Here is a 21648-nt window from a genome sequence, read left to right as displayed (position 1 = left end):
AGGGGAGACAACGGATGAAAATTGCCTTAATCGCACATGACAAAAAGAAAAATGATATGGTTTCGTTTGCATACGCATATAAACCAATTTTTGAACAACATGAATTATTTGCAACAGGAACGACAGGGCTTCGTATTATGGAAGCGACTGGATTAGTTGTAACAAGATATCAATCTGGCCCTCTTGGTGGAGATCAAGAAATTGGTGCAATGATTGCAAAGAACGATTTAGATATGGTGATTTTCTTCCGCGATCCATTAACAGCACAGCCGCATGAACCGGATGTGAATGCATTGCTTCGTTTATGTGATGTATATGCGATTCCACTTGCAACGAATATGGCAAGTGCTGAAATGTTAATGCACGCATTAGAGCGAGGAGATTTAGATTATCGTAAGTTAAGAAAATGAGGGGAACAATTATGAGTGGATTACATATATTAGCGTTTGGTGCTCATGCCGATGATGTTGAAATCGGCATGGCTGGTACCATCGCTAAATATACAAAGCAAGGGTATGAAGTAGGTATTTGTGATTTAACAGAAGCTAATCTTTCTTCAAATGGAACGATAGAGTTGAGAAAAGAAGAAGCGAAGGTTGCAGCTCGTATAATGGGAGTAAAAACGAGGCTGAATTTAGCGATGCCAGACCGTGGTTTGTATATGAAAGAAGAGTATATACGTGAAATTGTCAAGGTGATCCGTACATATAAACCAAAACTAGTTTTTGCACCGTACTATGAAGATCGCCATCCAGATCATGCAAATTGTGCAAAGCTTGTGGAAGAGGCTATTTTTTCAGCAGGAATCCGTAAATATATGCCGGAACTTTCACCACATCGTGTGGAGTCTTTTTATAATTATATGATTAATGGTTTTCATAAACCGAATTTTTGTATAGATATAAGTGAGTACCTCTCTATAAAGGTGGAAGCATTAGAAGCGTATGAAAGTCAGTTTTCAACAGGGAGCGATGGTGTTAAGACACCGTTAACAGAAGGTTACGTTGAAACTGTAATCGCTCGTGAGAAGATGTTTGGAAAAGAAGTTGGAGTCTTGTATGCCGAGGGATTTATGAGTAAGAAACCGGTTTTATTACATGCTGATTTATTAGGGGGATGTAAATGAAATTAAAAATAGGTATTACATGTTATCCTTCTGTAGGTGGTTCTGGAGTTGTTGGAACAGAATTAGGAAAGCAATTGGCGGAACGTGGGCATGAAATTCACTTTATTACATCGGGTTTACCATTCCGGTTAAATAAAGTATATCCAAACATTTATTTTCATGAAGTGACGGTAAATCAATACTCTGTATTTCAATATCCACCATACGATTTAGCGTTAGCAAGTAAAATGGCCGAGGTTGCACAAAGAGAAAACTTAGACATTTTACATGTGCATTACGCAATACCACATGCAATTTGTGCATATTTAGCAAAACAAATGATCGGAGAGCGTATTAAAATTGTTACAACCTTACATGGAACAGATATTACTGTGTTAGGTTCCGACCCTTCGTTAAATAATTTAATTCGTTTTGGTATTGAGCAATCGGATGTTGTCACTGCTGTCTCGCATTCATTAATTAACGAAACACATGAGCTTGTAAAACCAAGTAAAGAAATTCAAACGGTATATAACTTTATAGACGAACGTGTATATTTCAAGCGTAATATGTCTCAATTAAAGAAAGAATACGGTATAAGTGAGAGTGAAAAAGTACTTATTCATATTTCGAATTTCCGTAAAGTGAAACGTGTGCAGGATGTTGTTCAGGCATTTGCTAAAATTGTTAAAGAAGTAGATGCGAAGTTGCTTCTTGTTGGAGACGGACCAGAATTCTGTACGATTTTACAGATAGTGAAGAATTTACATATTGAAGATCGCGTTTTATTCCTAGGGAAGCAAGATAATGTTGCAGAACTACTTGCGATGAGTGATTTAATGTTGCTTCTATCAGAGAAGGAAAGTTTTGGTCTTGTTTTATTAGAAGCAATGGCGTGTGGTGTACCTTGTATCGGAACGCGGGTTGGAGGTATTCCAGAGGTTATTCAACACGGGGAAACAGGATATTTATGTGAAGTTGGCGATACAACAGGAGTGGCAAATCAAGCTATTCAGCTATTAAAGGACGAGGAACTTCACCGTAATATGGGAGAACGAGCAAGAGAAAGTGTTTATGAGCAATTTCGCTCAGAAAAAATTGTTTCACAATATGAAACGATTTACTATGACGTACTAAGGGATGACAAAAATGGAAAGATTTAAAAAAGCTAGTTCTATTATTGAGACATTAAAGCAACAAGGACATGAGGCTTACTTTGTTGGTGGGAGCGTACGAGATCTTATTATCGATAGGCCGATTGGAGATATTGATATTGCGACATCTGCTCTACCAGAAGAAGTGATGGCTATATTCCCAAGAAATGTTCCTGTTGGTCTTGAGCATGGAACTGTAATTGTTGTAGAAAATGGTGAGCCTTATGAGGTAACTACTTTTCGAACAGAAAGCGAATATGAAGATTTTCGAAGACCTAGTAGTGTTCAATTTGTTCGTTCATTAGAAGAGGATTTAAAACGTCGTGATTTCACGATGAATGCAATTGCTATGACAGAAGAAGGCAAAATGGTTGATTTATTTGCTGGACAGGAAGCCATTCAACAGAGAGAAATTGTGACAGTTGGAAATGCTGCGGATCGTTTTCAAGAAGATGCCCTGCGAATGATGCGTGGTATTCGGTTTGTAAGCACGTTAGGTTTTTCATTAGAAATGAAAACGAAGCAAGCGATTGAAACGCATGGGCATTTGCTAGAACATATAGCAATTGAGCGTATTACAGTAGAGTTTGAGAAACTGTTAACTGGTACATATTGTGTGAAAGGTCTCAAAGAATTAGTAGAGACGAAGCTATTTTCTCATTTGCCATATTTACAAATGTCAGAAGAGAGACTGTTAAAAGCTACGCAGTATAAATGGGATTCTTTCGAAACGGATATTGAGGCGTGGGCATTTTTCTTATATTGTATCGGAGAAGAACATCCATCTGTCTTTTTACGTCAATGGAAGTTTTCGAATAAAAAAATAAAAGATATTGTTGCAGTTTTATTGGCAATTCGTACTAGAAAGGAGAAGGATTGGGATACAGTCCTTCTTTATAAAACGGGAATTCATATCGCTGAAATGGCAGAGAGAGTATATGAAGCGATGATTGAAAGCTATGACCCTACATCTGTTGAACGAGTACAATTAATGTTTCATGCATTGCCAATCCAGGAACGTCAAGAAATGAATGTGACTGGTAATGATTTATTAAACTGGGCAAACAAAAAGCCTGGTCCGTGGGTTGCTGAAATGCTTCAGAAAATCGAAGAAGCAATCGTACAAGGAAACGTAGTTAATGAGAAAGAGCGTATAAGGGAGTGGCTGCAAGGATGCAATCTACTATAAGAAAGCAGTTATTGCAAGTTTTTTCTGAAGCGGATGGCGAGTTTGTATCCGGCCAAACAATTAGTGATAAACTTGGTTGTTCAAGAACTGCTGTGTGGAAACATATGGAGGATCTGCGGAGTGAGGGATATGAACTTGAAGCTGTGCGCCGATTAGGTTACCGAATTGCAAGTAAGCCAGACAAAGTGACTGCTAATGAAATTCAGTTAGGGCTACAAACGAAGCGGATTGGTAGAACAGTGTATTTTGAAGAAACTGTTGAATCAACGCAGCACATTGCAGCAAAACTTGCTTATGAAGGTGCAGAAGAAGGAACTGTCGTTGTAGCAGAAGAACAAACAGCGGGAAGAGGTCGTTTAAGCAGAAAATGGCATTCACCAAAAGGAACAGGGATTTGGATGAGTATTATTTTACGCCCGTCAATCCCAGTTCATCATGCACCGCAACTTACTTTGTTAGCGGCTGTTAGTGTTGCACAGGCAATTGAAAAATGTACAGGTGTAAACGTAGGAATAAAATGGCCAAATGATATTTTAATTCAAGGTAAAAAGGCTGTAGGTATATTAACAGAAATGCAAGCGGATCCTGATAAAATTAATGCTGTCATTATGGGCATCGGTATTAATGCGAATCAAAAGCAAGAACATTTTGATGAAGAAATTCAGCACATCGCTACTTCATTAGCGATTGAATCAGGTAAGCCGATTGTTCGTGCAGAACTTATGCAACAAATCTATTTACAACTAGAAAAATTATATGAAGAATATTTACAAAATGGTTTCTCTGTCATTAAAATTCTTTGGGAAAGTTACGCTGTGAGCATCGGGAAAGAAATTACCGCTCGAACGATGAGAGAGACAATTACGGGGTTAGCAAAAGGAATCACAGAGGATGGTGTATTACTTCTGGAGGATCATGAGGGGAAAGTACATCATATTCATTCTGCAGATATCGAAATTAAGTAAAAGAAGTTCCTCTTTTGGAACTTCTTTTTATTTCAATAGTTTTGAGTTGAATTTGTAACATGATAATAAATTCTTTTCATATTTAAAGTTCATTTCAAAATAGCTTCCGTCGAGTTGACCTGGCATGTTATTTGACGATTACTTTGCCTGTCATTCCTTTAAGAAGATGGTATCGACATATTAATTCATATGTACCAGTATTTTTAGGTTTCACGGTAATATTCTTTTCTTTTCCTGACTGGACTACGACGTCAATACCGAGTTTTTTCACTGTAAAGGTGTGCTCGTTTTTACCTTTATTTTTCAATAGTAATGTTGTTGATCCTTCAAGCGGAATCGTGATGACATTTGGATTAAAGTAATCATCATTTAGTTCAACCTCAATCACTTTCGTTAAATCGGTGGGTTGTGTTACGACATGAACTGAGGCAAATACTTGGGAGGATCCTAAAGACATCCACCATACAATCATTACAAGCAAACTGCTGAATCGAAATAACCACCTGTTCATAGACATCTGCAATTCTCCTTTGTTAAGTACTTTCCTCAATTAACCTGCATCATTAGTTTAAGAGTTATACTATATAGTTAAATTGATTACAGAAAAAATTAACTTGGACTTTTTTAACATGCGTTGAAAAAACATGTATCTTTTCAGGATTGAATTATCCATAAAAACTGTATAGCATATATACTCTCGTGTTAAATTTCATATACCGTAATAAGAATAAAAAATTATTTTTTCGAAAAAATGTAGTAATTCCTTTTTGTAGTTTGCTATAATTAGTTCGAATGTGGGCAGTATCAGAGCGAACTGCACCATGATTCGAAGTCATACGAAAAATAATAACTTGGATTCTGCCTTGATCCAATAACGGACTGGGACAGAGGGATGAATAATGCCGACTAACACACAACCCTTCTGCCCTTTTATGGCCAGAGGGGTTTTTTTATATGATTTCGGCCATCTCCTCTCTCCTGCATAAAGGAGGAGTAGTTTTTGAAAACAAAAACAGATTTTTTGAAGATGAAAGAGCAAGGTGAGCCGATTACAATGCTAACGGCGTATGATTATCCATCTGCTAAATTAGCAGAAGAAGCTGAAGTTGATATGATTCTAGTTGGAGATTCTCTTGGAATGGTTGTACTCGGATACGATTCAACAGTACCTGTAACAGTAGAGGATATGATTCATCATACGAAAGCTGTACGCCGCGGAGCGAAAGAGACGTTTATTGTAACTGATATGCCATTTATGTCGTATCACGTATCATTACAAGAAACGATGGTGAATGCACGCCGCATCGTTCAAGAGAGCGGGGCACACGCACTGAAGGTAGAAGGTGCTGGAGAAGTTATATCGACGATTCAATATTTGACGAACGCAGGAATTCCTGTTGTAGCGCATTTAGGTTTAACCCCTCAATCTGTAGGAGTGTTGGGTGGATATAAAGTGCAAGGAAAAGATGCGGAGAGTGCAAAAAAATTAATAGAAGATGCAAAGAAATGTGAAGAAGCTGGTGCAATAGCGCTTGTGTTAGAATGTGTACCAATGCAGTTAGCAGAACTTATTTCAGAGCAACTAACAATACCGACAATTGGGATTGGTGCAGGACAAAAAGTAGATGGGCAAGTGCTTGTTTATCATGATCTTATCTCATACGGCGTAAATCGTGTTCCGAAATTTGTGAAGCAATATACGTCTGTTCAAGAGGAGATTGTGCGTGGGATTTCACAATATGTTACTGAAGTAAAGACAAGGCAATTTCCTGAAGAAAAACATTCGTTCACAATGAAAGAGGAAGAATGCTTAGCGTTATACGGAGGAAAACAATAATGAAAATCGTAACTACAGTGCAAGAGATGCAGCAAATTACGAGCGAACTTCGTGCAAGTGGAAAGAGTATTGGTTTTGTTCCAACAATGGGTTATTTACATGAAGGCCATGCTACTTTATTACGTAAGGCAAGAGAAGAAAATGAAATTGTAGTTTTAAGTGTATTTGTAAACCCACTACAATTTGGCCCAAATGAAGATTTAGATCGATATCCTCGTGATATTGATAGAGATGAAAATGTAGCAAAAGAAAACGGTGTAGATTATTTATTTTATCCGAGTGTAGAAGAAATGTATCCAGCAGAACAAACAACAACGGTAGAAGTTGTGAAGCGCACGGACGTATTATGCGGTCAACAAAGACCTGGTCATTTTGCTGGTGTTGCAACTGTACTAATGAAACTATTTAATATTACGCTGCCAAAGCGTGCTTATTTCGGTATGAAAGATGCTCAACAAGTTGCAGTAATTGAAGGGTTTGTAACTGATTTCAATATTCCAGTTACAATCGTACCAGTTGATATTGTAAGGGAAGAAGATGGTTTAGCGAAAAGTTCTCGTAACGTGTACCTATCACAAGATGAACGTGAAGAAGCTCTTCATTTATACCGCAGCCTATGTATAGCGAAAGAAAGAATTGAGGCAGGTGAACGTAATCCCGAAATCATTACAAATCTTGTGAAAGAGTATATTGAGACGCATACGAAAGGCACTGTAGATTATGCAGATTTATATGCATATCCGTCATTAACAATGGTAGAGAAAGTCAAAGGAAGAATCATTTTAGCTATTGCAGTTAAGTTTGAAAATGTAAGATTAATTGACAATATAACATTAACAGTTAAATAAGGGGGAGCATCTATGTTTCGCACAATGATGAGAGCAAAGTTACATCGTGCAACTGTAACGGAGGCAAATTTAAATTATGTAGGTAGTATTACAATTGATGAAGACTTAATGGATGCAGTAAATATTGTAGAAAACGAAAAAGTCCAAATTGTAAATAATAATAATGGTGCTCGCTTAGAGACATACGTTATTAAAGGGGAACGCGGTAGTGGTGTTGTTTGTTTAAACGGTGCTGCGGCAAGGCTTGTACAACCAGGGGACAAAGTAATTATTATTTGTTATGGGCTAGTTACGGAAGAAGAGATTCATAAACAAGAACCAAAAATTGCAGTATTAGACGATGATAATCAAATTATTGAAATGTTAGGTGCTGAAAAAGCGGGTACGATATTATAAGTAGAAAGGCTATCTCCATTGCGGAGATAGCTTTTTTGTGCATCTTTTCATTAAGATGAGATAAAACGTGGTATAGTAACATTATATAAATTATTGTTGTTTGAAAGGTAAGAAATTGAGGTGTTACATATATGAGTAAGCGTTATGTCGTTGTTGATTTAGAGACGACAGGGAACTCCTGGAAAGATGGGAAGGATAAAATTACCCAAATTGCAGCTGTTGTAGTAGAAGATGGAGAGATATTGGAGATTTTTTCGTCTTTTGTTAACCCAAAGAGAGAGATCCCACCATTTATTACAGAATTAACAGGGATTGATGAAAGTCTTGTAAAACAAGCCCCGTTATTTCAAGATGTAGCCCCGATGATTGTTGAGCTATTACAAGGTGCGGCTTTCGTTGCGCATAATGTTCACTTTGATTGGAATTTTTTAAATGAAGAATTAAGGCAAGCTGGATATACAGAAATACATTGTCCGAAAATCGACACGGTTGAATTGGCTCAAATTCTTTTGCCGACAGCCGATAGTTATAAATTACGTGATTTAGCTAAGAAGCATGAACTAGAGCACGATCAACCACATCGTGCGGATAGTGATGCTCTTGCAACAGCGGAATTATTTTTACAATTTTTAAATGAAATTGAAAAGTTACCACTTGTCACGTTGCAATCGCTTTATGAATTAAGTGATGTGTTCCAAAGCGATATAGCTGATGTGCTTTCTGAAAATATTTTAAAGAAAGTAATGCACGGTAAAGAAGATATAGCGGAGTATGAAATACATCGAAATATTGCGCTGAAAAAGCGGAACTATTCCTTAAACCTTGGAGAAACGTGTTCATCAAAGTTTGATGCTTTCTTGAATAAAACGATGGATAAATTGGAATCACATATGCCAAAGTTTGAAAGAAGAGAAAGTCAACAACTGATGATGAAAGAGATATATACGGCGTTAAGAGATTCTCGTTTTTCACTAATTGAAGCGGGTACAGGAACAGGAAAGACTCTTGCTTATTTGCTTCCTAGTCTTTATTTTGCAAAGAGAAAAGAAGAACCTGTCATTATAAGTACACAAACGGTACAACTCCAACAACAAATATTAGAAAAAGAAATTCCGTTATTACAAAAAATAATGCCATTTTCATTTGAGGCAGCTCTTCTAAAAGGAAGAAAGCATTATTTATGCTTACATAAATTTGAGTATGCTTTGCAAGAGGAAGAAAAAAATTATGATATGGCACTTACGAAGGCGAAGATTTTAGTTTGGCTATTGCAAACTGAAACAGGTGATCGAGACGAATTAAATATTCCTGAGGGCGGAAAGTTACTTTGGAATCGTATTTGTAGCGATGCCTATAGCCCAGGTGGTATGCAAAGTAATTGGTTTAGTCGTTGTTTTTATCAGCGAGCGAAGAATAAAGCTTTATTTGCAGATATCGTTATTACAAATCATGCGTTATTATTTCAAGATTTTTCAAGTGAAGAACCGTTGTTTGCTTCATGCGAACATATTATTTTTGATGAAGCTCACCATATTGAAGAAGCTGCGAGTAGAACATTGGGTGAACAGTTCTCTTGTATGTATTTTCAATTGGTTATATCTCGTCTTGGGACGCTAGAAACAGAAGATGTACTCTCCAAAGTATATAAAATGATGAAAAAATCAGAGCAAACATCTCGTTCAACTTTCCGGATGATAAGTTATAGTTTGAAGGAACTTAAGTTTGATGCGGATGAACTCTTCCAAATGTTACGTACTTTTATATTTAAACAAACAAAGCAAGAGCAAGGAACGAATAATATGCCGCTCATCTATAGGTATAACGCAGAACTAGAAAAAGGTAAGTTGTGGGATAGTATCGTCGAATTAACAAATCGTTTTATATATGAATTAAGAAGGGTAGTAACTGCTCTTGAGAAGCAAGTGGATATATTGCAAAGTAAGTTAGAATGGGAGATGCATGTTGTAACAGGTGAATTTATGCATTTAATTGAGTTGCTGAGAAAGATGGCAGAATCATTACAGTTACTCGTATTAGAAAAGAATTCGTATGTAACTTGGATGGAGACTGAAACGAAAGGGACGATTCATTCAACAGTTCTATATGCACAGCCTGTTCATATTGGTGAAAGATTTGCTGATGAGTTTTTAACAGAAAAAAAGAGTGTTATTTTTACATCCGCAACACTAACAGTTAACGATACGTTTGATTATATAAAAGAGGAACTTGGTTTACATGATTTCGCTCCAAATACTTTAAAGGTTCCGTCGCCATTTCGTTATGATGAACAAATGAAATTAATGGTTTCAACGGATGTACCTTTTATTAAGCAAGTAAGTAATGAGCGATATATTGAATCTGTATCGGAACATATTGCAAAGATAGCGAAAGCCACAAAAGGCAGAATGCTCGTTTTATTCACTTCGTATGAAATGTTAAAAGAAGCGTATGCGAATTTAAAAAATAATGATGAATTAGAGGGTTATTTATTACTCACCCAAAGTGTGAATAATAGAAGTCGAAGCCGCTTAATTCGAAAGTTTCAAGAGTTCGACAAATCAATTTTATTAGGGACGAGCAGTTTCTGGGAAGGAATAGATATTCCAGGAGATGCCTTAAGTTGTCTTGTTATAGTCCGTCTACCATTTACACCTCCTCATCAGCCGATGATGGAAGCGAAAGGTGAGTGGCTAAAAAATCAAGGTGAAGATGTATTCGCTAAATTAGCGCTCCCACAAGCAATATTACGTTTCAAACAAGGATTCGGCCGCTTAATTCGAACAAATACAGATACAGGAACGGTAGTAGTGTTAGATCGTCGTTTGACGAGTTCTTCCTATGGAAAACGATTTCTACAATCGATTCCTAACGTACCTCTTTATGAAGGACCATTAGAAGAATTGTTAGTACAATTAGAAGAACCATCAAATGAATAAAAATGGAAGAAAAATACGCCTGAAGTACTTATAAACTTCAGGCGTAAAAAATGTGGGTAGGAGGAATTTTATTTTTCTTACTTCTTGTATACAAAATGTGTTGGTTTTCGACTTGAAACCTTTTTTTGCTGTACATGTCCTGCTATAATAGATGGGTGATGAAGCAGGGGTTGTAAAGAATGTACTCTTATTGTAACCGCATTGCGTTCTTCTATAATTAGAAATTTTTGTGTAACGGAGGAGTTTTTTCATGGAGAAGAAAATCGAAGTACTATCAACGACGCGTATTAAATATTCGTCGGATTTGTATAAAATTGTTGATAGTTTAAATCGTACGTTAAAAGAGCAGGACCTCATGTTCGGACTAGCATTAGACGAAAAAGATAAAGAAACAGCTGTATTTACGATTTACAGAACGTAGTGATACAATGAAAAAGTGGATTTTTGCAATCATTATTGTTATCGTTGCTAGCGGAATATATGGGGCGTATGTTTATAATAAAGCGATGGGAAAGAAAATTCCAAAAGAGTCGAAATTTGTAGAAATTGCTAAAGAAAAAGCAAAGCTTACAAAGGTGAAATCTGTTGATTATTACAACGGAAAATCTGCATATATAGTCGTGCAAGGTACAGATGAAAAGGGAGAACAACTTATCGTTTGGGTGCCTGAGAAAAAAGGGGATACTGTAGTAAGGAAAAAGAGCGAAGGTATTTCTGAAAAAGAGGCTATACAAAGAACAATAGAGCAAGTCGGCAATGAAAGTAAGGAATCAAAAAGTAAGCCGAAAAAGATTATGAAAGTGAAATTAGGCTTTGAAAATGATGTACCACTATGGGAAGTTACATATATTGATGATGACAATCGTTATAGTTATTACTATCTTGAATTTAAAGATGGAAAATTTTTAAGACGATATAGCATTGAAAAATAGATGTAGGGGGAACTACAAATGAAATTAGCAAAGCGAGTAGCTGCTTTAACACCGTCTTCAACTTTAGAAATTACAGCAAAGGCACAAGCATTAAAAGCAGAGGGTCATGATGTAATTGCATTAGGGGCAGGGGAACCTGACTTTAATACACCAGAGCATATTATGGATGCTGCACATAAAGCGATGTTAGAAGGGCATACGAAGTATACACCAACAGGTGGATTACAATCGTTAAAACAAGAAATTGTGAAGAAATTTACTCGCGATCAAGGTATTGCGTATGATCCATCTGAAATTATTGTATGTAATGGTGCAAAGCATGCATTATATACATTATTCCAAGTATTACTTGATGAGGGAGATGAAGTTATCATCCCAACTCCTTACTGGGTAAGCTATCCAGAGCAAGTAAAGCTTGCTGGCGGTAAGCCGGTTTATGTAGAAGGTTTAGAAGACAATGAGTACAAAATTACAGCAAAGCAGCTGCGTGAGGCAATTACAGAGAAAACGAAAGCAGTTATTATTAATTCACCGAGCAATCCAACAGGAATGATTTATAGCAAAGAAGAATTACAACAGCTTGGAGAAGTATGTTTAGAACATGATATTTTAATCGTTTCTGATGAAATTTATGAAAAATTAATTTATGGTGGCGTAGAATATACTTCAATTGCCCAGCTTTCTAATGCATTAAAAGAACAAACACTTATTATTAATGGTGTATCTAAATCTCATTCTATGACAGGATGGCGTATTGGATATGCTGCAGGAAATAAGCAGCTTATTAAAGCAATGACGAATTTAGCGAGTCATAGTACGTCAAACCCTACTTCAATCGCTCAATACGGCGCAATTGCGGCATACGCAGGCTCACAAGAACCTGTGGAAACAATGCGCCAAGCCTTTGAAGAGAGATTAAACATCATTTATGATAAATTAATTCAAATTCCTGGCTTTACTTGTATTAAACCGCAAGGTGCATTTTACTTATTCCCTAACGTAAAAGAAGCTGTAGCTTTATCAGGATATGCAACAGTTGATGATTGGGCAAAAGCTCTATTAGAAGAGGAAAAAGTGGCTCTTGTACCAGGTACAGGATTTGGTGCTCCAAATAATGTTCGTTTATCATATGCGACATCTCTTGAACAAGTAGAGAAAGCATTAGAGCGCATCCATACATTTATGAAAAGTAAAGTGCAAGCTTAATTTTATATTTCATTCATGTAATATAAAAAACCTCCCTATTAATGGGGAGGTTTTTTTGACGGATTGTGGCAAAAAGAAATAGCTAAAGGTGTGTTATACTAGAGAGCGAGGTGTTTGGTGATGAAAAAGAAAATGATGTTACAGTGGTTTGAGCAGGGAAGCATTGCAATTCCAAAATTGCTTATGATGCATTATAAAAAATTAGGTTTAAATGAGACGGAATTTATGGTTGTACTTCATGTACACACATTTTTAGAATCAGGTAATTCGTTTCCGACTCCTTCAGAGATTTCTGAACGGATGACGATAACGGAAATGAAATGTATGGAAGTAATTCAGACGTTGATTCAAAAAGGTTTTTTATCACTAGAAGGTGGACAAAGATCAGAAGCGATGATGTGCGAAAGTTATTCTTTACAACCGTTATGGGAAAAAATATTACATTTCTTAATGGATGAATCAATAGAGGAAGAGCAAAAAGAAAAAAAACAGCTACAAGTAAATTTATATACAGTATTTGAAAAAGAATTTGGAAGACCACTTTCGCCGTTCGAATGTGAAACGTTAGGGATGTGGGAGGACCAAGATCAACATCATCCAAATTTAATTCAAGCGGCTCTTAGAGAAGCTGTAATGAGTGGAAAACTAAATTTCCGATATATTGATCGTATTTTATTTGAGTGGAAAAAGAATGGAATTAAAACGGTAGATCAGGCTCAAAATCAAGGTCAAAAATTTAGAGCGAATCAACAAAGGGCACAACAAATGACAAAACAAGAGACGAAATTTACTGGAAAAGTGCCTTTTTATAATTGGTTGGAGCAGTAATATAGGAGGAAAAATATGCTTAACAAAACGCAAATCCGTTATTGTTTAGACACAATGGCGGATATGTATCCAGAAGCACATTGTGAATTGGTTCATGATAATCCATTTGAACTTGTAATCGCGGTGGCGTTATCTGCACAATGTACGGATGTACTTGTAAATAAAGTGACAAGAAATTTATTTCAAAAATATAAAACACCAGAAGATTATTTAAGTGTTTCTCTAGAAGAATTACAACAAGATATACGCTCTATCGGATTGTATAGAAATAAAGCAAAAAACATTCAAAAATTATGCCGAATGTTATTAGATGACTATAATGGAGAAGTACCGAACGATCGAGATGAACTTACGAAATTACCAGGTGTAGGAAGGAAAACAGCGAATGTTGTAGTTTCCGTAGCGTTTGGAATTCCGGCAATTGCTGTTGATACACATGTGGAGCGAGTGAGTAAACGATTAGCTATGTGTAGATGGAAAGACTCTGTGTTAGAAGTAGAAAAAACATTAATGAAGAAAGTACCAATGGATGAGTGGGGAGTTACACATCATCGTATGATTTTCTTTGGACGTTATCATTGTAAAGCACAACGACCGCAATGTGAGGAATGCAGACTGTTAGAAGTATGTCGTGAAGGAAAGAAGCGAATGAAGGTGAAATAAAGGATGGAACGAGTTATAGAAATACCGAAAGAATTTCACTGTTTACCATTTTTTAAAGAAAGTGTAAATTTAATTAAGTATCATATAGACAATTCTTTTGAAGAGATAATACAAAATACTTACTTTATATTTGATATTGAAAGACAGTATGAGCCATGGAAGGAAATTGAAAACAGCATTCCAGTGATGTTGAATGTATGGAAAAATAAGCATGAAGACATTGCTATACTGTTTCGAAATAGAAATAAGCAAGAGGCTGAGGGACCAATGATTCTTTTTGCAGCTCACTTGTTATCGGTTGTCTATTGGCTAAATGAACAACCTGTTCATAGTTTGAATGAAATGCAAATAAATACGAATAAATTAAAAGTGCAACCTGTTAATTTTATGGAAAGATATTCATTCATTATAAAGAAACCGAGTAATTATCATTCTTATATTCAATTAGCGCAGTTGTATATCGAAATAGAAAAGCTGTATGTAAAGAAAATGATAACAAAAAAGAAGTCCGCTTCTCGTTAAGAGAAACGGACTTCTTTTTTTGTATATTAGGACTCTGTTGTAACAACAGCACCGTCTGCGTGAGGTGTATCTCCTCCGGGATTTTGGTGTTGCTGTTCTTGTTGTTTCTTAGCCTCTTCTTCAGCTTTTTTCTTGGCCTCTTCTTCAGCTTTCTTCTTAGCTTCTTCTTCAGCTTTTTTCTTAGCTTCTTCTTCAGCTTTCCTTCTAGCTTCCTCATCAGCTTTCTTTTGAGCTTCTTCTTGCTGTTTACGTTGTTGTTCTTGCTGTTGCTGTTCTTGTTGTTTCTTAGCCTCTTCTTCAGCCTTTTTCTTAGCTTCGTCTTGTTTTACTTTATCTTCATTAGCCTTTTTCTGGGCTTCCTCATCAGCTTTTTTCTTAGCTTCTTCATCGGCCTTTTTCTTAGCCTCTTCTTCAGCTTTTTTTGCATCTGGAGTTCCGCCAGGCGCAGTGAAGGATGCACCAACTGCTGGGCTTGTGCCAGTACCTTTTTTCGCTACTACAGAGAAGCTGTAAGTAACACCTGGTTTAATACCACCAAGAGTAGCTGTCGTACCACTTATTGATAGGCTACCACTTGAACCGTCAGTTGCTTTATAGCTGGCTGCATATGCATCAACTTCTGCTGGTCCAGACCAGTTTAGTGTAACTGTGCTAGCGCCATCAAAAGTGACATTCAGACCACTAGGGGCATCTACTTTAATTTGTTTAATTGCATCTTTTTTCGCACCTTTTACGTATAACTCTCCGTTTATTTCTTGTACAGAAGAAGGACGTTCAAAGCGTGATTTATCTGTAGCGAATTTGCTCATCATTACTTGGAACATTTGCTGTGCAATTCTAGTGGAGCGATCGCTAACATAATTTTTTGGACCATCTTTTTCGTAACCGGTCCAAACAGCCATTGTGTATTGTGGCGTATATCCAGCAAACCAGCTATCTCTGTTTGCATCAGCTGGGATGTCATATTTTTGAAGAACTGATTCATCAAAGTTTTGTGTTCCTGTTTTACCTGCTACGTCAACACCTGAAACGTATGCTGTTGGACCTGTACCACCAGAACCAGGTTTTACTACGTCACGAAGAACGTCAGTAACCATATAAGCTGTATAGTCTTGCATTGCGCGATGTTCTTTCGGTTTAAAGCTTTTCTTTTTCCCGTCCGGGAAGGTTACTTCTTTTACGAAGTGTGGTTTATTATAGTTACCACTATTACCAAAGGTTGCATATGCACCTGCTACTTCTAATGGAGAACTATCGTTACTACCGATTGCTGTTGATTCGTAGACTTTTCCTTCTTTAAAGGTCATGCCTAAACCTTCAGCAAATTCTTTTGACTTATTAAGACCAACTGTTTGTGCTGTCTTTAAAGCTGGAATGTTTAATGACTTTTTCAAAGCTTCACGTAGTGAAACGTCACCTTTGTAACTCTTTGTTGCATTTTGTATTTTCTTACCATTGGAATACGTATACTCTGAGTCGTTTAATTGATGGTATGTAGACCATTGTAAATTTTCAATTGCCGGACCGTAGTCGAAAATTGGTTTCATTGTTGAACCAACTTGGCGTTTTAAATCAGTTGCCATATTATGACCTTTGAAAGTAGACTTACTTTCTTTACGTCCAGCACCAATTGCTCGAACTTCTCCAGACTGTGTATCCATAAATACGAATGACCCTTGGAATTGATCGTCCGGATACTTAATAAGATTGCCATCCATAATTTTGTCGGCGTAATCTTGAGCATCTTGATCAAGTGTTGTATGAATCGTTAAACCATCTGAACCGATATTTACATCAGGATATTCTTTTTCAACTTCTTTTACAACCGCATCTAAAAATGCTTGATACTTCATCTCAGTTACTTCTGAAGACGGTTGAAGGCCCTCAGTTACTGGAATCTTAACGGCGTTATTCATTTCTTCTTTTGTTATATAACCATGTCGATTCATTAATGATAATACGACATTACGACGATTTGTTGCTCGTTCAACATTTTCCTTTTTTGTTGGATCATAAATGTTTGGACCTTGGGGTAAACCAGCGAGCATAGCAGCTTCATGTAATTGCAAGTCTTTTAAATCTTTACCATAATATTTTTGCGCTGCTGTCGCAATACCGTATGAACGGTTACCTAAATTAATCTTATTTAAGTACATTTCTAAAATCTCATGTTTAGAGTATTGTTGCTCTAATTTGTAAGATAAGTACCATTCTTGCACTTTTCTTTTAGCAGTTTTGTCCATCGTTAGAAAGTAGTTTTTAACGACTTGCTGTGTAATCGTACTACCACCTTGGGAACCGAAACCACCAGTGACATTTTCCATAACTGCTTTTGTAGTTCGTTTAAAATCAATTCCATTATGATCATAGAAACGCGAATCCTCAGTTGCAAGAAATGCATTTTCAACTACTTTTGGAATTTGATCATAAGTAACATGTGTTCGTTTTTCAGCACCGTATTCATAAAAGAAATTTCCGTTTTTATCGAGAAACTTTGTTGATAAAGGATTAACAAGTTTGGATTTGTCTAATTTTGGAGCGTCCTTTACCATAACAAAGAAAGCGGAAACGCCGGCTACAAGACCAACGATACCAAGAAGTAGACAACCTATAAGGAATTTCTTGAAAAAGGAGCCTTTTTTCTTTGGTTTTTCTTCTTTATGTGTTTTTTTCTCTTGATTTTTCACATGATTTCGTTCTGTACGAGAACGATAATTATCTGACATTATACTTTCTCCTACCTTTCATTCTCTCCCCCAAAAGTCGAAAAAAGAGCCTTAGTGATGACTCTATCACGAAAAATAAACCATGTCTAGTACACGGATATAGTCAATCCGAGGGTGATAACCGCATGATAATAAGGATCCATGCTCTTCTATTTCTTCTTTCGTAATCGACTTGCGTCCACCAGTATTTTGACGATTCCAAAATGCAATAATATGTTTTGCATCTAGTAAATAAAATTCATCAAAAAGTGTAAATTTAATAATAACAAATGCAATTCCATTATGAGCAACCACTTGCTTCATATGTTCAATTTGATGAAGGTGGAAGTTTTGAAGTGGGAAACTAGTTTTATTTTTGGTTTCCTTTGCTTCAAAATCGATGTATTTCCCTTTGTATACACCGTTGTAATCTGTTGTAGAAGGTTGTTTAAAATACGCTTCTTTTACCACTGCAGCACTTCGAGCGGGGTAATCTACTTTTACAATTTGAAGAGGTGTAGGCTTTTTATGTACACATGCAATATTATGGGTTAAGTAATATTGATTTGTTTCATTCAATTCCTCTTCAAGGGACATACCTCTATTACTATAAGTATGTGTTTTTATAGGTGTTTTTTGAGGTTGTGAAGCTTGATTATACCTTTTTCCATTTGGGTAACGAATGGTCATAGTGTGTCCACCCCCAACTTGCTAAGAATTACTTACAAAGGTGATTATATCAAAAAATGAAAAAAGATGTGACCTTTTTGATGAAAGGTATGATGACTTATTTATGTTTACATGGAATGATTATATGAAAATTAAACAAAATCGAGAAAAAAATTTTTGTATAGAGGAAGAAAAAGCAATCATTCACAATATTAAAAAGAAAACAGAAATAGCTAATGTGGACAATATTTCTCGGACACAATCTTATCAAGAATATTATTTAAGAAATAGTGAAATCAGGTGGGCCTTTTTAGCGAGTATGGTTTCGAGAAATGCGGGCTGGAATATGACTGATTTAGAAGGGAGATATTATGCTACTGTTTTACCTAGAACGGTAAAAAAACATTTATTTCTTCTGTACGAACAGGCTAATTGGATTATTTTTTTAGATGCATTTCCTCAGCTATTATTGTATGAGGAAAGTAAGAAGAGACATGCACCTCTCTTTCATTTGTTGCAATACTTCAATGTATCAATTTTTATGGAAAAAGAATGGTTACTTTTCTGGGAAAGAAGAGATATGAATAGACTTATGACAGCGCTTATTATAAATGAACAAAATAAAATTCAAAAACCAGTCATTGAGAACACATATTTTAAAAAACATGTATTCCATACTGCACTTTTTAAAGTACAAGAAAGACTTCATATTAGTGCAGTTATCTTCCCAACAATTGAAGGGAGAATGTATGGGTTTTCGGTTTATCAATTTGAAACGTTACAAAAGCGTATAGAACTAGGAAAAAAATTAGCATGGTTATTGTTTCATCCAATTTATAATGGTTCGTTTTATAAGTTTGCACTGCAAACTACACATACTGGGTCTAGAGAAGATTATGAAGTTTACGCAAAGGAAACTCGAAAGTCTTATACGCCAACACTTAGAGATATTTATCCTGTTATTTTACATGAAGAAATAAAAATGAGAGATTGGTTTTGTGCAAATATGAAAATGAATGTGCTATTTGTACTTGAAGAACCTAAAGGGGAAGTTAATATAACAGAATGGTATAGAAGAAAGAGAGAACAAATCTATAGGCTATCTATCGTAAACCGTTTTGCTAAAAGGATCGATGAGTTCATGATATAATAAAAAAGAAGTCCCGTCTTCCATTTTGAAGACGGGACTTCTTAATTTGAAAAAATCCTGCTATGCGTGCTACAACTTTAATTTCAAAACGTAATGCTAGTAGGAGATTAAGGATGATTTGAAATTTAAATGTTCGTAATAAAGTCTCGCTTTATGTAGCAGGGAAGTTTGGACCATCTAGCTTTGGATTGCCAGTCTCGGGTTTATTTTGTTGTTTGTTTTGGTTTTTCTTTTTTTCATTTTTGTTCTTTGCCATTGTAATACACCTCCTTTTTGTATTGTTACCATTTCTATAAATGACATACGAAATGATTTCTTTGACGAATAACAACTAGTTTTGTCATGTGGGCAGGAGTGGTGAATCATTCGGCGAAATTACATGACAAAGGAAAAGCAAAGAAGGAGGCGTTTTGTATATGGCGATGGTTCAGAAGGAAGATGTAATGAAAAAAATGGATCAAATGTTAAGTTCTCTCGATTTGCTGGAAATGAATATAGGGATTAGAATGAATCATGCATTAAAGGATGCGAGTGAAAAAATATGTAATAAGATAGAAATAACAGAAATGCATATTGAACATATGGAAAATAAATTAGTGCATCACGAAGAAAAAGGGAATTGGGTGAAGACATTTCAAACCGTCGTAGTGAGTGCATAATAAGGTGGGAAAGAAATGAAGAATGAAGCATTAATACAGTCTTCAGAAAAACTCATGCAGTATAATAATGAAGCGAATGTAAAAAAAAGAGAACTAACTGAATACGACTTTTATAAGGATATGAAACCGTTTGTAGATATGGTAGATGAGGAATTAAAGAAGTGGAAAGAACTAGCTTATACGTGGATTAAAGAAGAAAAGCCAAAGTATATACATGTACAGCAAATTGATCAAGTATACGATAATTTACAAACGAATGTGTTGCAATGCTTTGTAAATAAAGGTAAAGGTAAACGATTCTTTGAAACACACCAAGCCATTTCGTATACTTTGCAAAATATAGTTGAGCAATGTAAATAACAAGAGGGAGAGCCCTCTTGTTATTTTTATGCTTAAGTCATTGTTGTAGGTTTTGTTGCGCCGTTTATTTCTAATTCTTTTATTAATGTTCGATAATCTGATATGCATATTTTTCCTTCGAGATACCAATGTCTCGCAAAGTCTAATAATTCATTTGCATTCTCTGTGCAATACCCCTTTTTTTGAGAAAACGCTTGTTTTAAATCCCCTAATACCATGTTGATTCCTCCCCCATGAGAATCTTCTTCTTAATTATCATAGCATGGAAGGGTTTTCTTTTTTAATTTTTTAAAAATTTAAACTTCCGACAAAAATAGACATATATTCCATCACACATATTATTTTATAGGTACATATTATATATGTAGAAACTTATGTGAAGGAGGAGAGAATGCATGTTTCAACAACCTAACGTATATCAGCAAACGAATCCATATGCACAGCAAAATATGTACCAATATAATACGGATACATATTTACGGTATAATATGTATCCTTTCGAGCCTTATTATGGAAATCAAAATTATTATCAACCGTTTGAAGTGTCCTTTATGAATCAAGCTCAACAACCACAACAGCAGCAACCTTATGTGAATCAAGCTCAACAATCACAAGCTCAGCAACCATACATGAATCAACCACAGCAGCAGCCTTATATGAATTCGCAATATTATATGCCACCACCATCGCCGTATGCTAATCAACAAGCGATGTTTTATCCACCAAAACAACCGTACCCGACGCAGGGTAAGCAAAAGCAACAACAGCCAAGCCAGTTTTCTAGTTTTGTTTCTCAATTTAAAACATCAGATGGTAACTATGATGTAAATAAAATGATGAATACAGCTGGACAAATGATGAATGCGATGAATCAAGTGACAGGTATTGTAAAGCAAGTTGGAGGCTTTTTTGGTAAGTGATGTTGAAGGATTGTCTATAAAAACAATGTAAATGAAATAAAGGACTAGACAAATTTCCTTGTAATAAATGGGTATATATAACAAACGGCTTTCTCTCTTTTCTCATACTGTAAAGTGTAATCAGATTTTTTAACGAGAGAGGAGAGAAAAAACTATGCATCATTGTCATCCTTGCTTTGGAGGGCATAAGCCTACAGGACCTATTTGTACGACTGCTCCTGTCATTCATCCGACGAAACAATGCGTAACACACTCTTTTTCAACAACGGTGGTGCCACACATTTTTCCAACACATACAACACATGTACATCATCAACAAATTAAAAACCAAAACTTCTTCCCACAAACAAATTCAAATGTAAATGTTGTGGACCCAATCGACCCAGGATTCGGTGGCGGATGTGGACCGTGTGGTCATGGACATCATGGACATCATGGACATCATGGACATCACGTATCACCATTTGGTCCAGGACCAAATGTATCTCCGTTTGGACCAAACGTATCACCATTCGGACCGAATATTGGACCAAACGTATCACCATTTGGTCCAAATATCGGACCAAACGTTGGTGGAATGTTTAAAAAGTAAATGATATGTTAG

The 21648-nt window shown here is 36.0% G+C and carries 25 protein-coding genes; 20 read left to right on the top strand and 5 right to left on the bottom strand.

Annotated elements, in window-relative coordinates; translation table 11 throughout:
- Nucleotides 1-14: 14 nt before the first annotated feature.
- The 5 genes from mgsA to AB6801_RS04535 are packed head-to-tail and all read left to right on the top strand — an operon-like array spanning nt 15 to nt 4413.
- Entirely contained in the window at nt 15-410 is a 396-nt protein-coding gene (gene mgsA / locus AB6801_RS04555; RefSeq protein ID WP_000684765.1) for a methylglyoxal synthase, read from the top strand.
- An 11-nt stretch (nt 411-421) separates the two neighbouring features.
- A complete protein-coding gene (bshB1, locus tag AB6801_RS04550; protein ID WP_097998920.1) occupies nt 422-1126 on the top strand; it encodes a bacillithiol biosynthesis deacetylase BshB1 in 705 nt (234 codons plus the stop codon).
- Complete coding sequence (bshA, locus tag AB6801_RS04545; protein ID WP_000768305.1) at nt 1123-2268, top strand: N-acetyl-alpha-D-glucosaminyl L-malate synthase BshA; 1146 nt, start codon at nt 1123-1125, stop codon at nt 2266-2268. Before bshB1 ends, bshA begins: the two co-directional genes overlap by 4 nt.
- Entirely contained in the window at nt 2255-3448 is a 1194-nt protein-coding gene (locus tag AB6801_RS04540; RefSeq protein WP_000439316.1) for a CCA tRNA nucleotidyltransferase, read from the top strand. Before bshA ends, AB6801_RS04540 begins: the two co-directional genes overlap by 14 nt.
- A complete protein-coding gene (locus AB6801_RS04535; protein WP_001192063.1) occupies nt 3433-4413 on the top strand; it encodes a biotin--[acetyl-CoA-carboxylase] ligase in 981 nt (326 codons plus the stop codon). Before AB6801_RS04540 ends, AB6801_RS04535 begins: the two co-directional genes overlap by 16 nt.
- 127 nt (nt 4414-4540) lie before the next feature.
- Here AB6801_RS04535 and AB6801_RS04530 read toward each other — a convergent pair whose 3' ends face one another.
- Nucleotides 4541-4930, bottom strand: coding sequence for a cupredoxin domain-containing protein (locus tag AB6801_RS04530; protein WP_000062393.1), 390 nt, complete (start codon nt 4928-4930; stop codon nt 4541-4543).
- A gap of 483 nt (nt 4931-5413) precedes the next feature.
- On the opposite strand from AB6801_RS04530, the gene panB reads away from it, so the two are divergent.
- From panB to AB6801_RS04480, 10 genes are all read left to right on the top strand, one after another.
- Nucleotides 5414-6250, top strand: coding sequence for a 3-methyl-2-oxobutanoate hydroxymethyltransferase (gene panB / locus AB6801_RS04525; RefSeq protein ID WP_000851108.1), 837 nt, complete (start codon nt 5414-5416; stop codon nt 6248-6250).
- Entirely contained in the window at nt 6250-7098 is an 849-nt protein-coding gene (panC, locus tag AB6801_RS04520; protein ID WP_025967077.1) for a pantoate--beta-alanine ligase, read from the top strand. The genes panB and panC overlap by 1 nt, the downstream gene beginning before the upstream one ends.
- Nucleotides 7099-7110: 12 nt before the next feature.
- Nucleotides 7111-7494 carry an aspartate 1-decarboxylase gene (panD, locus tag AB6801_RS04515; protein WP_000490181.1) on the top strand — a complete coding sequence of 128 codons (384 nt, stop codon included), beginning with the start codon at nt 7111-7113 and terminating at the stop codon, nt 7492-7494.
- A 131-nt stretch (nt 7495-7625) separates the two neighbouring features.
- Complete coding sequence (gene dinG / locus AB6801_RS04510; RefSeq protein ID WP_000044958.1) at nt 7626-10430, top strand: ATP-dependent DNA helicase DinG; 2805 nt, start codon at nt 7626-7628, stop codon at nt 10428-10430.
- A 250-nt stretch (nt 10431-10680) separates the two neighbouring features.
- The gene (locus tag AB6801_RS04505) at nt 10681-10851 is read left to right on the top strand and encodes a YpmA family protein (RefSeq protein WP_000412179.1); all 171 of its coding nucleotides are present in this window, start codon (nt 10681-10683) and stop codon (nt 10849-10851) included.
- Between the two features lie 7 nt (nt 10852-10858).
- The gene (locus tag AB6801_RS04500) at nt 10859-11362 is read left to right on the top strand and encodes a cell wall elongation regulator TseB-like domain-containing protein (protein ID WP_097998921.1); all 504 of its coding nucleotides are present in this window, start codon (nt 10859-10861) and stop codon (nt 11360-11362) included.
- A gap of 18 nt (nt 11363-11380) precedes the next feature.
- The gene (gene aspB / locus AB6801_RS04495) at nt 11381-12568 is read left to right on the top strand and encodes an aspartate transaminase AspB (protein WP_000761560.1); all 1188 of its coding nucleotides are present in this window, start codon (nt 11381-11383) and stop codon (nt 12566-12568) included.
- A gap of 120 nt (nt 12569-12688) precedes the next feature.
- Nucleotides 12689-13396 carry a DNA replication protein DnaD gene (gene dnaD / locus AB6801_RS04490; RefSeq protein WP_000728552.1) on the top strand — a complete coding sequence of 236 codons (708 nt, stop codon included), beginning with the start codon at nt 12689-12691 and terminating at the stop codon, nt 13394-13396.
- Nucleotides 13397-13411: 15 nt separating this feature from the next.
- Nucleotides 13412-14059 (top strand): endonuclease III, encoded by a 648-nt coding sequence (gene nth, locus AB6801_RS04485; protein WP_000933034.1) that lies wholly within the window; start codon nt 13412-13414, stop codon nt 14057-14059.
- Between the two features lie 3 nt (nt 14060-14062).
- A complete protein-coding gene (locus AB6801_RS04480) occupies nt 14063-14581 on the top strand; it encodes a YpoC family protein (protein ID WP_097998922.1) in 519 nt (172 codons plus the stop codon).
- A 26-nt stretch (nt 14582-14607) separates the two neighbouring features.
- Here AB6801_RS04480 and AB6801_RS04475 read toward each other — a convergent pair whose 3' ends face one another.
- Both AB6801_RS04475 and recU read right to left on the bottom strand, forming a co-directional pair.
- Nucleotides 14608-17307 (bottom strand): PBP1A family penicillin-binding protein, encoded by a 2700-nt coding sequence (locus tag AB6801_RS04475; protein ID WP_001283099.1) that lies wholly within the window; start codon nt 17305-17307, stop codon nt 14608-14610.
- A gap of 66 nt (nt 17308-17373) precedes the next feature.
- Nucleotides 17374-17976, bottom strand: a complete 603-nt coding sequence (gene recU, locus AB6801_RS04470) for a Holliday junction resolvase RecU (protein WP_000155598.1) — start codon at nt 17974-17976, stop codon at nt 17374-17376.
- A 103-nt stretch (nt 17977-18079) separates the two neighbouring features.
- On the opposite strand from recU, the gene AB6801_RS04465 reads away from it, so the two are divergent.
- A complete protein-coding gene (locus tag AB6801_RS04465) occupies nt 18080-19105 on the top strand; it encodes a DUF2515 domain-containing protein (RefSeq protein ID WP_000495650.1) in 1026 nt (341 codons plus the stop codon).
- A gap of 151 nt (nt 19106-19256) precedes the next feature.
- Here the strand turns inward: AB6801_RS04465 and AB6801_RS04460 are convergent, their stop codons facing one another.
- A complete protein-coding gene (locus AB6801_RS04460) occupies nt 19257-19436 on the bottom strand; it encodes a hypothetical protein (protein WP_001987054.1) in 180 nt (59 codons plus the stop codon).
- A gap of 85 nt (nt 19437-19521) precedes the next feature.
- Between AB6801_RS04460 and AB6801_RS04455 the strand changes: the two genes are divergently transcribed.
- Nucleotides 19522-19764: a hypothetical protein gene (locus AB6801_RS04455; protein ID WP_070757132.1), complete on the top strand. Its 243-nt coding sequence runs from the start codon at nt 19522-19524 to the stop codon at nt 19762-19764.
- Nucleotides 19765-19779: 15 nt separating this feature from the next.
- The gene (locus AB6801_RS04450) at nt 19780-20124 is read left to right on the top strand and encodes a YppE family protein (RefSeq protein WP_000786940.1); all 345 of its coding nucleotides are present in this window, start codon (nt 19780-19782) and stop codon (nt 20122-20124) included.
- Between the two features lie 32 nt (nt 20125-20156).
- Here the strand turns inward: AB6801_RS04450 and AB6801_RS04445 are convergent, their stop codons facing one another.
- Nucleotides 20157-20342 carry a YppF family protein gene (locus AB6801_RS04445; protein ID WP_097813792.1) on the bottom strand — a complete coding sequence of 62 codons (186 nt, stop codon included), beginning with the start codon at nt 20340-20342 and terminating at the stop codon, nt 20157-20159.
- Nucleotides 20343-20519: 177 nt separating this feature from the next.
- Between AB6801_RS04445 and AB6801_RS04440 the strand changes: the two genes are divergently transcribed.
- Complete coding sequence (locus AB6801_RS04440; RefSeq protein ID WP_000487626.1) at nt 20520-21044, top strand: YppG family protein; 525 nt, start codon at nt 20520-20522, stop codon at nt 21042-21044.
- A 154-nt stretch (nt 21045-21198) separates the two neighbouring features.
- Nucleotides 21199-21636, top strand: a complete 438-nt coding sequence (locus AB6801_RS04435; RefSeq protein ID WP_000546267.1) for a CotD family spore coat protein — start codon at nt 21199-21201, stop codon at nt 21634-21636.
- Nucleotides 21637-21648 lie beyond the last annotated feature (12 nt).

The sequence above is a fragment of the Bacillus sp. RCC_6_1 genome (assembly GCF_041360755.1).
Classification (GTDB): domain Bacteria; phylum Bacillota; class Bacilli; order Bacillales; family Bacillaceae_G; genus Bacillus_A; species Bacillus_A cereus.
This window is presented reverse-complemented; position numbering and strand designations above follow the sequence as displayed.

Excerpts from the sequence above, each read along its gene's own strand:
- mgsA (WP_000684765.1), top strand. The coding sequence starts at position 15 with ATGAAAATTGCCTTAATCGCACATGACAAAAAGAAAAATGATATGGTT.
- bshB1 (WP_097998920.1), top strand. The coding sequence starts at position 422 with ATGAGTGGATTACATATATTAGCGTTTGGTGCTCATGCCGATGATGTT.
- bshA (WP_000768305.1), top strand. The coding sequence starts at position 1,123 with ATGAAATTAAAAATAGGTATTACATGTTATCCTTCTGTAGGTGGTTCT.
- AB6801_RS04540 (WP_000439316.1), top strand. The coding sequence starts at position 2,255 with ATGGAAAGATTTAAAAAAGCTAGTTCTATTATTGAGACATTAAAGCAA.
- AB6801_RS04535 (WP_001192063.1), top strand. The coding sequence starts at position 3,433 with ATGCAATCTACTATAAGAAAGCAGTTATTGCAAGTTTTTTCTGAAGCG.
- AB6801_RS04530 (WP_000062393.1), bottom strand. The coding sequence starts at position 4,930 with ATGTCTATGAACAGGTGGTTATTTCGATTCAGCAGTTTGCTTGTAATG.
- panC (WP_025967077.1), top strand. The coding sequence starts at position 6,250 with ATGAAAATCGTAACTACAGTGCAAGAGATGCAGCAAATTACGAGCGAA.
- panD (WP_000490181.1), top strand. The coding sequence starts at position 7,111 with ATGTTTCGCACAATGATGAGAGCAAAGTTACATCGTGCAACTGTAACG.
- dinG (WP_000044958.1), top strand. The coding sequence starts at position 7,626 with ATGAGTAAGCGTTATGTCGTTGTTGATTTAGAGACGACAGGGAACTCC.
- AB6801_RS04505 (WP_000412179.1), top strand. The coding sequence starts at position 10,681 with ATGGAGAAGAAAATCGAAGTACTATCAACGACGCGTATTAAATATTCG.
- AB6801_RS04500 (WP_097998921.1), top strand. The coding sequence starts at position 10,859 with ATGAAAAAGTGGATTTTTGCAATCATTATTGTTATCGTTGCTAGCGGA.
- aspB (WP_000761560.1), top strand. The coding sequence starts at position 11,381 with ATGAAATTAGCAAAGCGAGTAGCTGCTTTAACACCGTCTTCAACTTTA.
- dnaD (WP_000728552.1), top strand. The coding sequence starts at position 12,689 with ATGAAAAAGAAAATGATGTTACAGTGGTTTGAGCAGGGAAGCATTGCA.
- nth (WP_000933034.1), top strand. The coding sequence starts at position 13,412 with ATGCTTAACAAAACGCAAATCCGTTATTGTTTAGACACAATGGCGGAT.
- AB6801_RS04480 (WP_097998922.1), top strand. The coding sequence starts at position 14,063 with ATGGAACGAGTTATAGAAATACCGAAAGAATTTCACTGTTTACCATTT.
- AB6801_RS04475 (WP_001283099.1), bottom strand. The coding sequence starts at position 17,307 with ATGTCAGATAATTATCGTTCTCGTACAGAACGAAATCATGTGAAAAAT.
- recU (WP_000155598.1), bottom strand. The coding sequence starts at position 17,976 with ATGACCATTCGTTACCCAAATGGAAAAAGGTATAATCAAGCTTCACAA.
- AB6801_RS04465 (WP_000495650.1), top strand. The coding sequence starts at position 18,080 with ATGTTTACATGGAATGATTATATGAAAATTAAACAAAATCGAGAAAAA.
- AB6801_RS04455 (WP_070757132.1), top strand. The coding sequence starts at position 19,522 with ATGGCGATGGTTCAGAAGGAAGATGTAATGAAAAAAATGGATCAAATG.
- AB6801_RS04450 (WP_000786940.1), top strand. The coding sequence starts at position 19,780 with ATGAAGAATGAAGCATTAATACAGTCTTCAGAAAAACTCATGCAGTAT.
- AB6801_RS04445 (WP_097813792.1), bottom strand. The coding sequence starts at position 20,342 with ATGGTATTAGGGGATTTAAAACAAGCGTTTTCTCAAAAAAAGGGGTAT.
- AB6801_RS04440 (WP_000487626.1), top strand. The coding sequence starts at position 20,520 with ATGTTTCAACAACCTAACGTATATCAGCAAACGAATCCATATGCACAG.
- AB6801_RS04435 (WP_000546267.1), top strand. The coding sequence starts at position 21,199 with ATGCATCATTGTCATCCTTGCTTTGGAGGGCATAAGCCTACAGGACCT.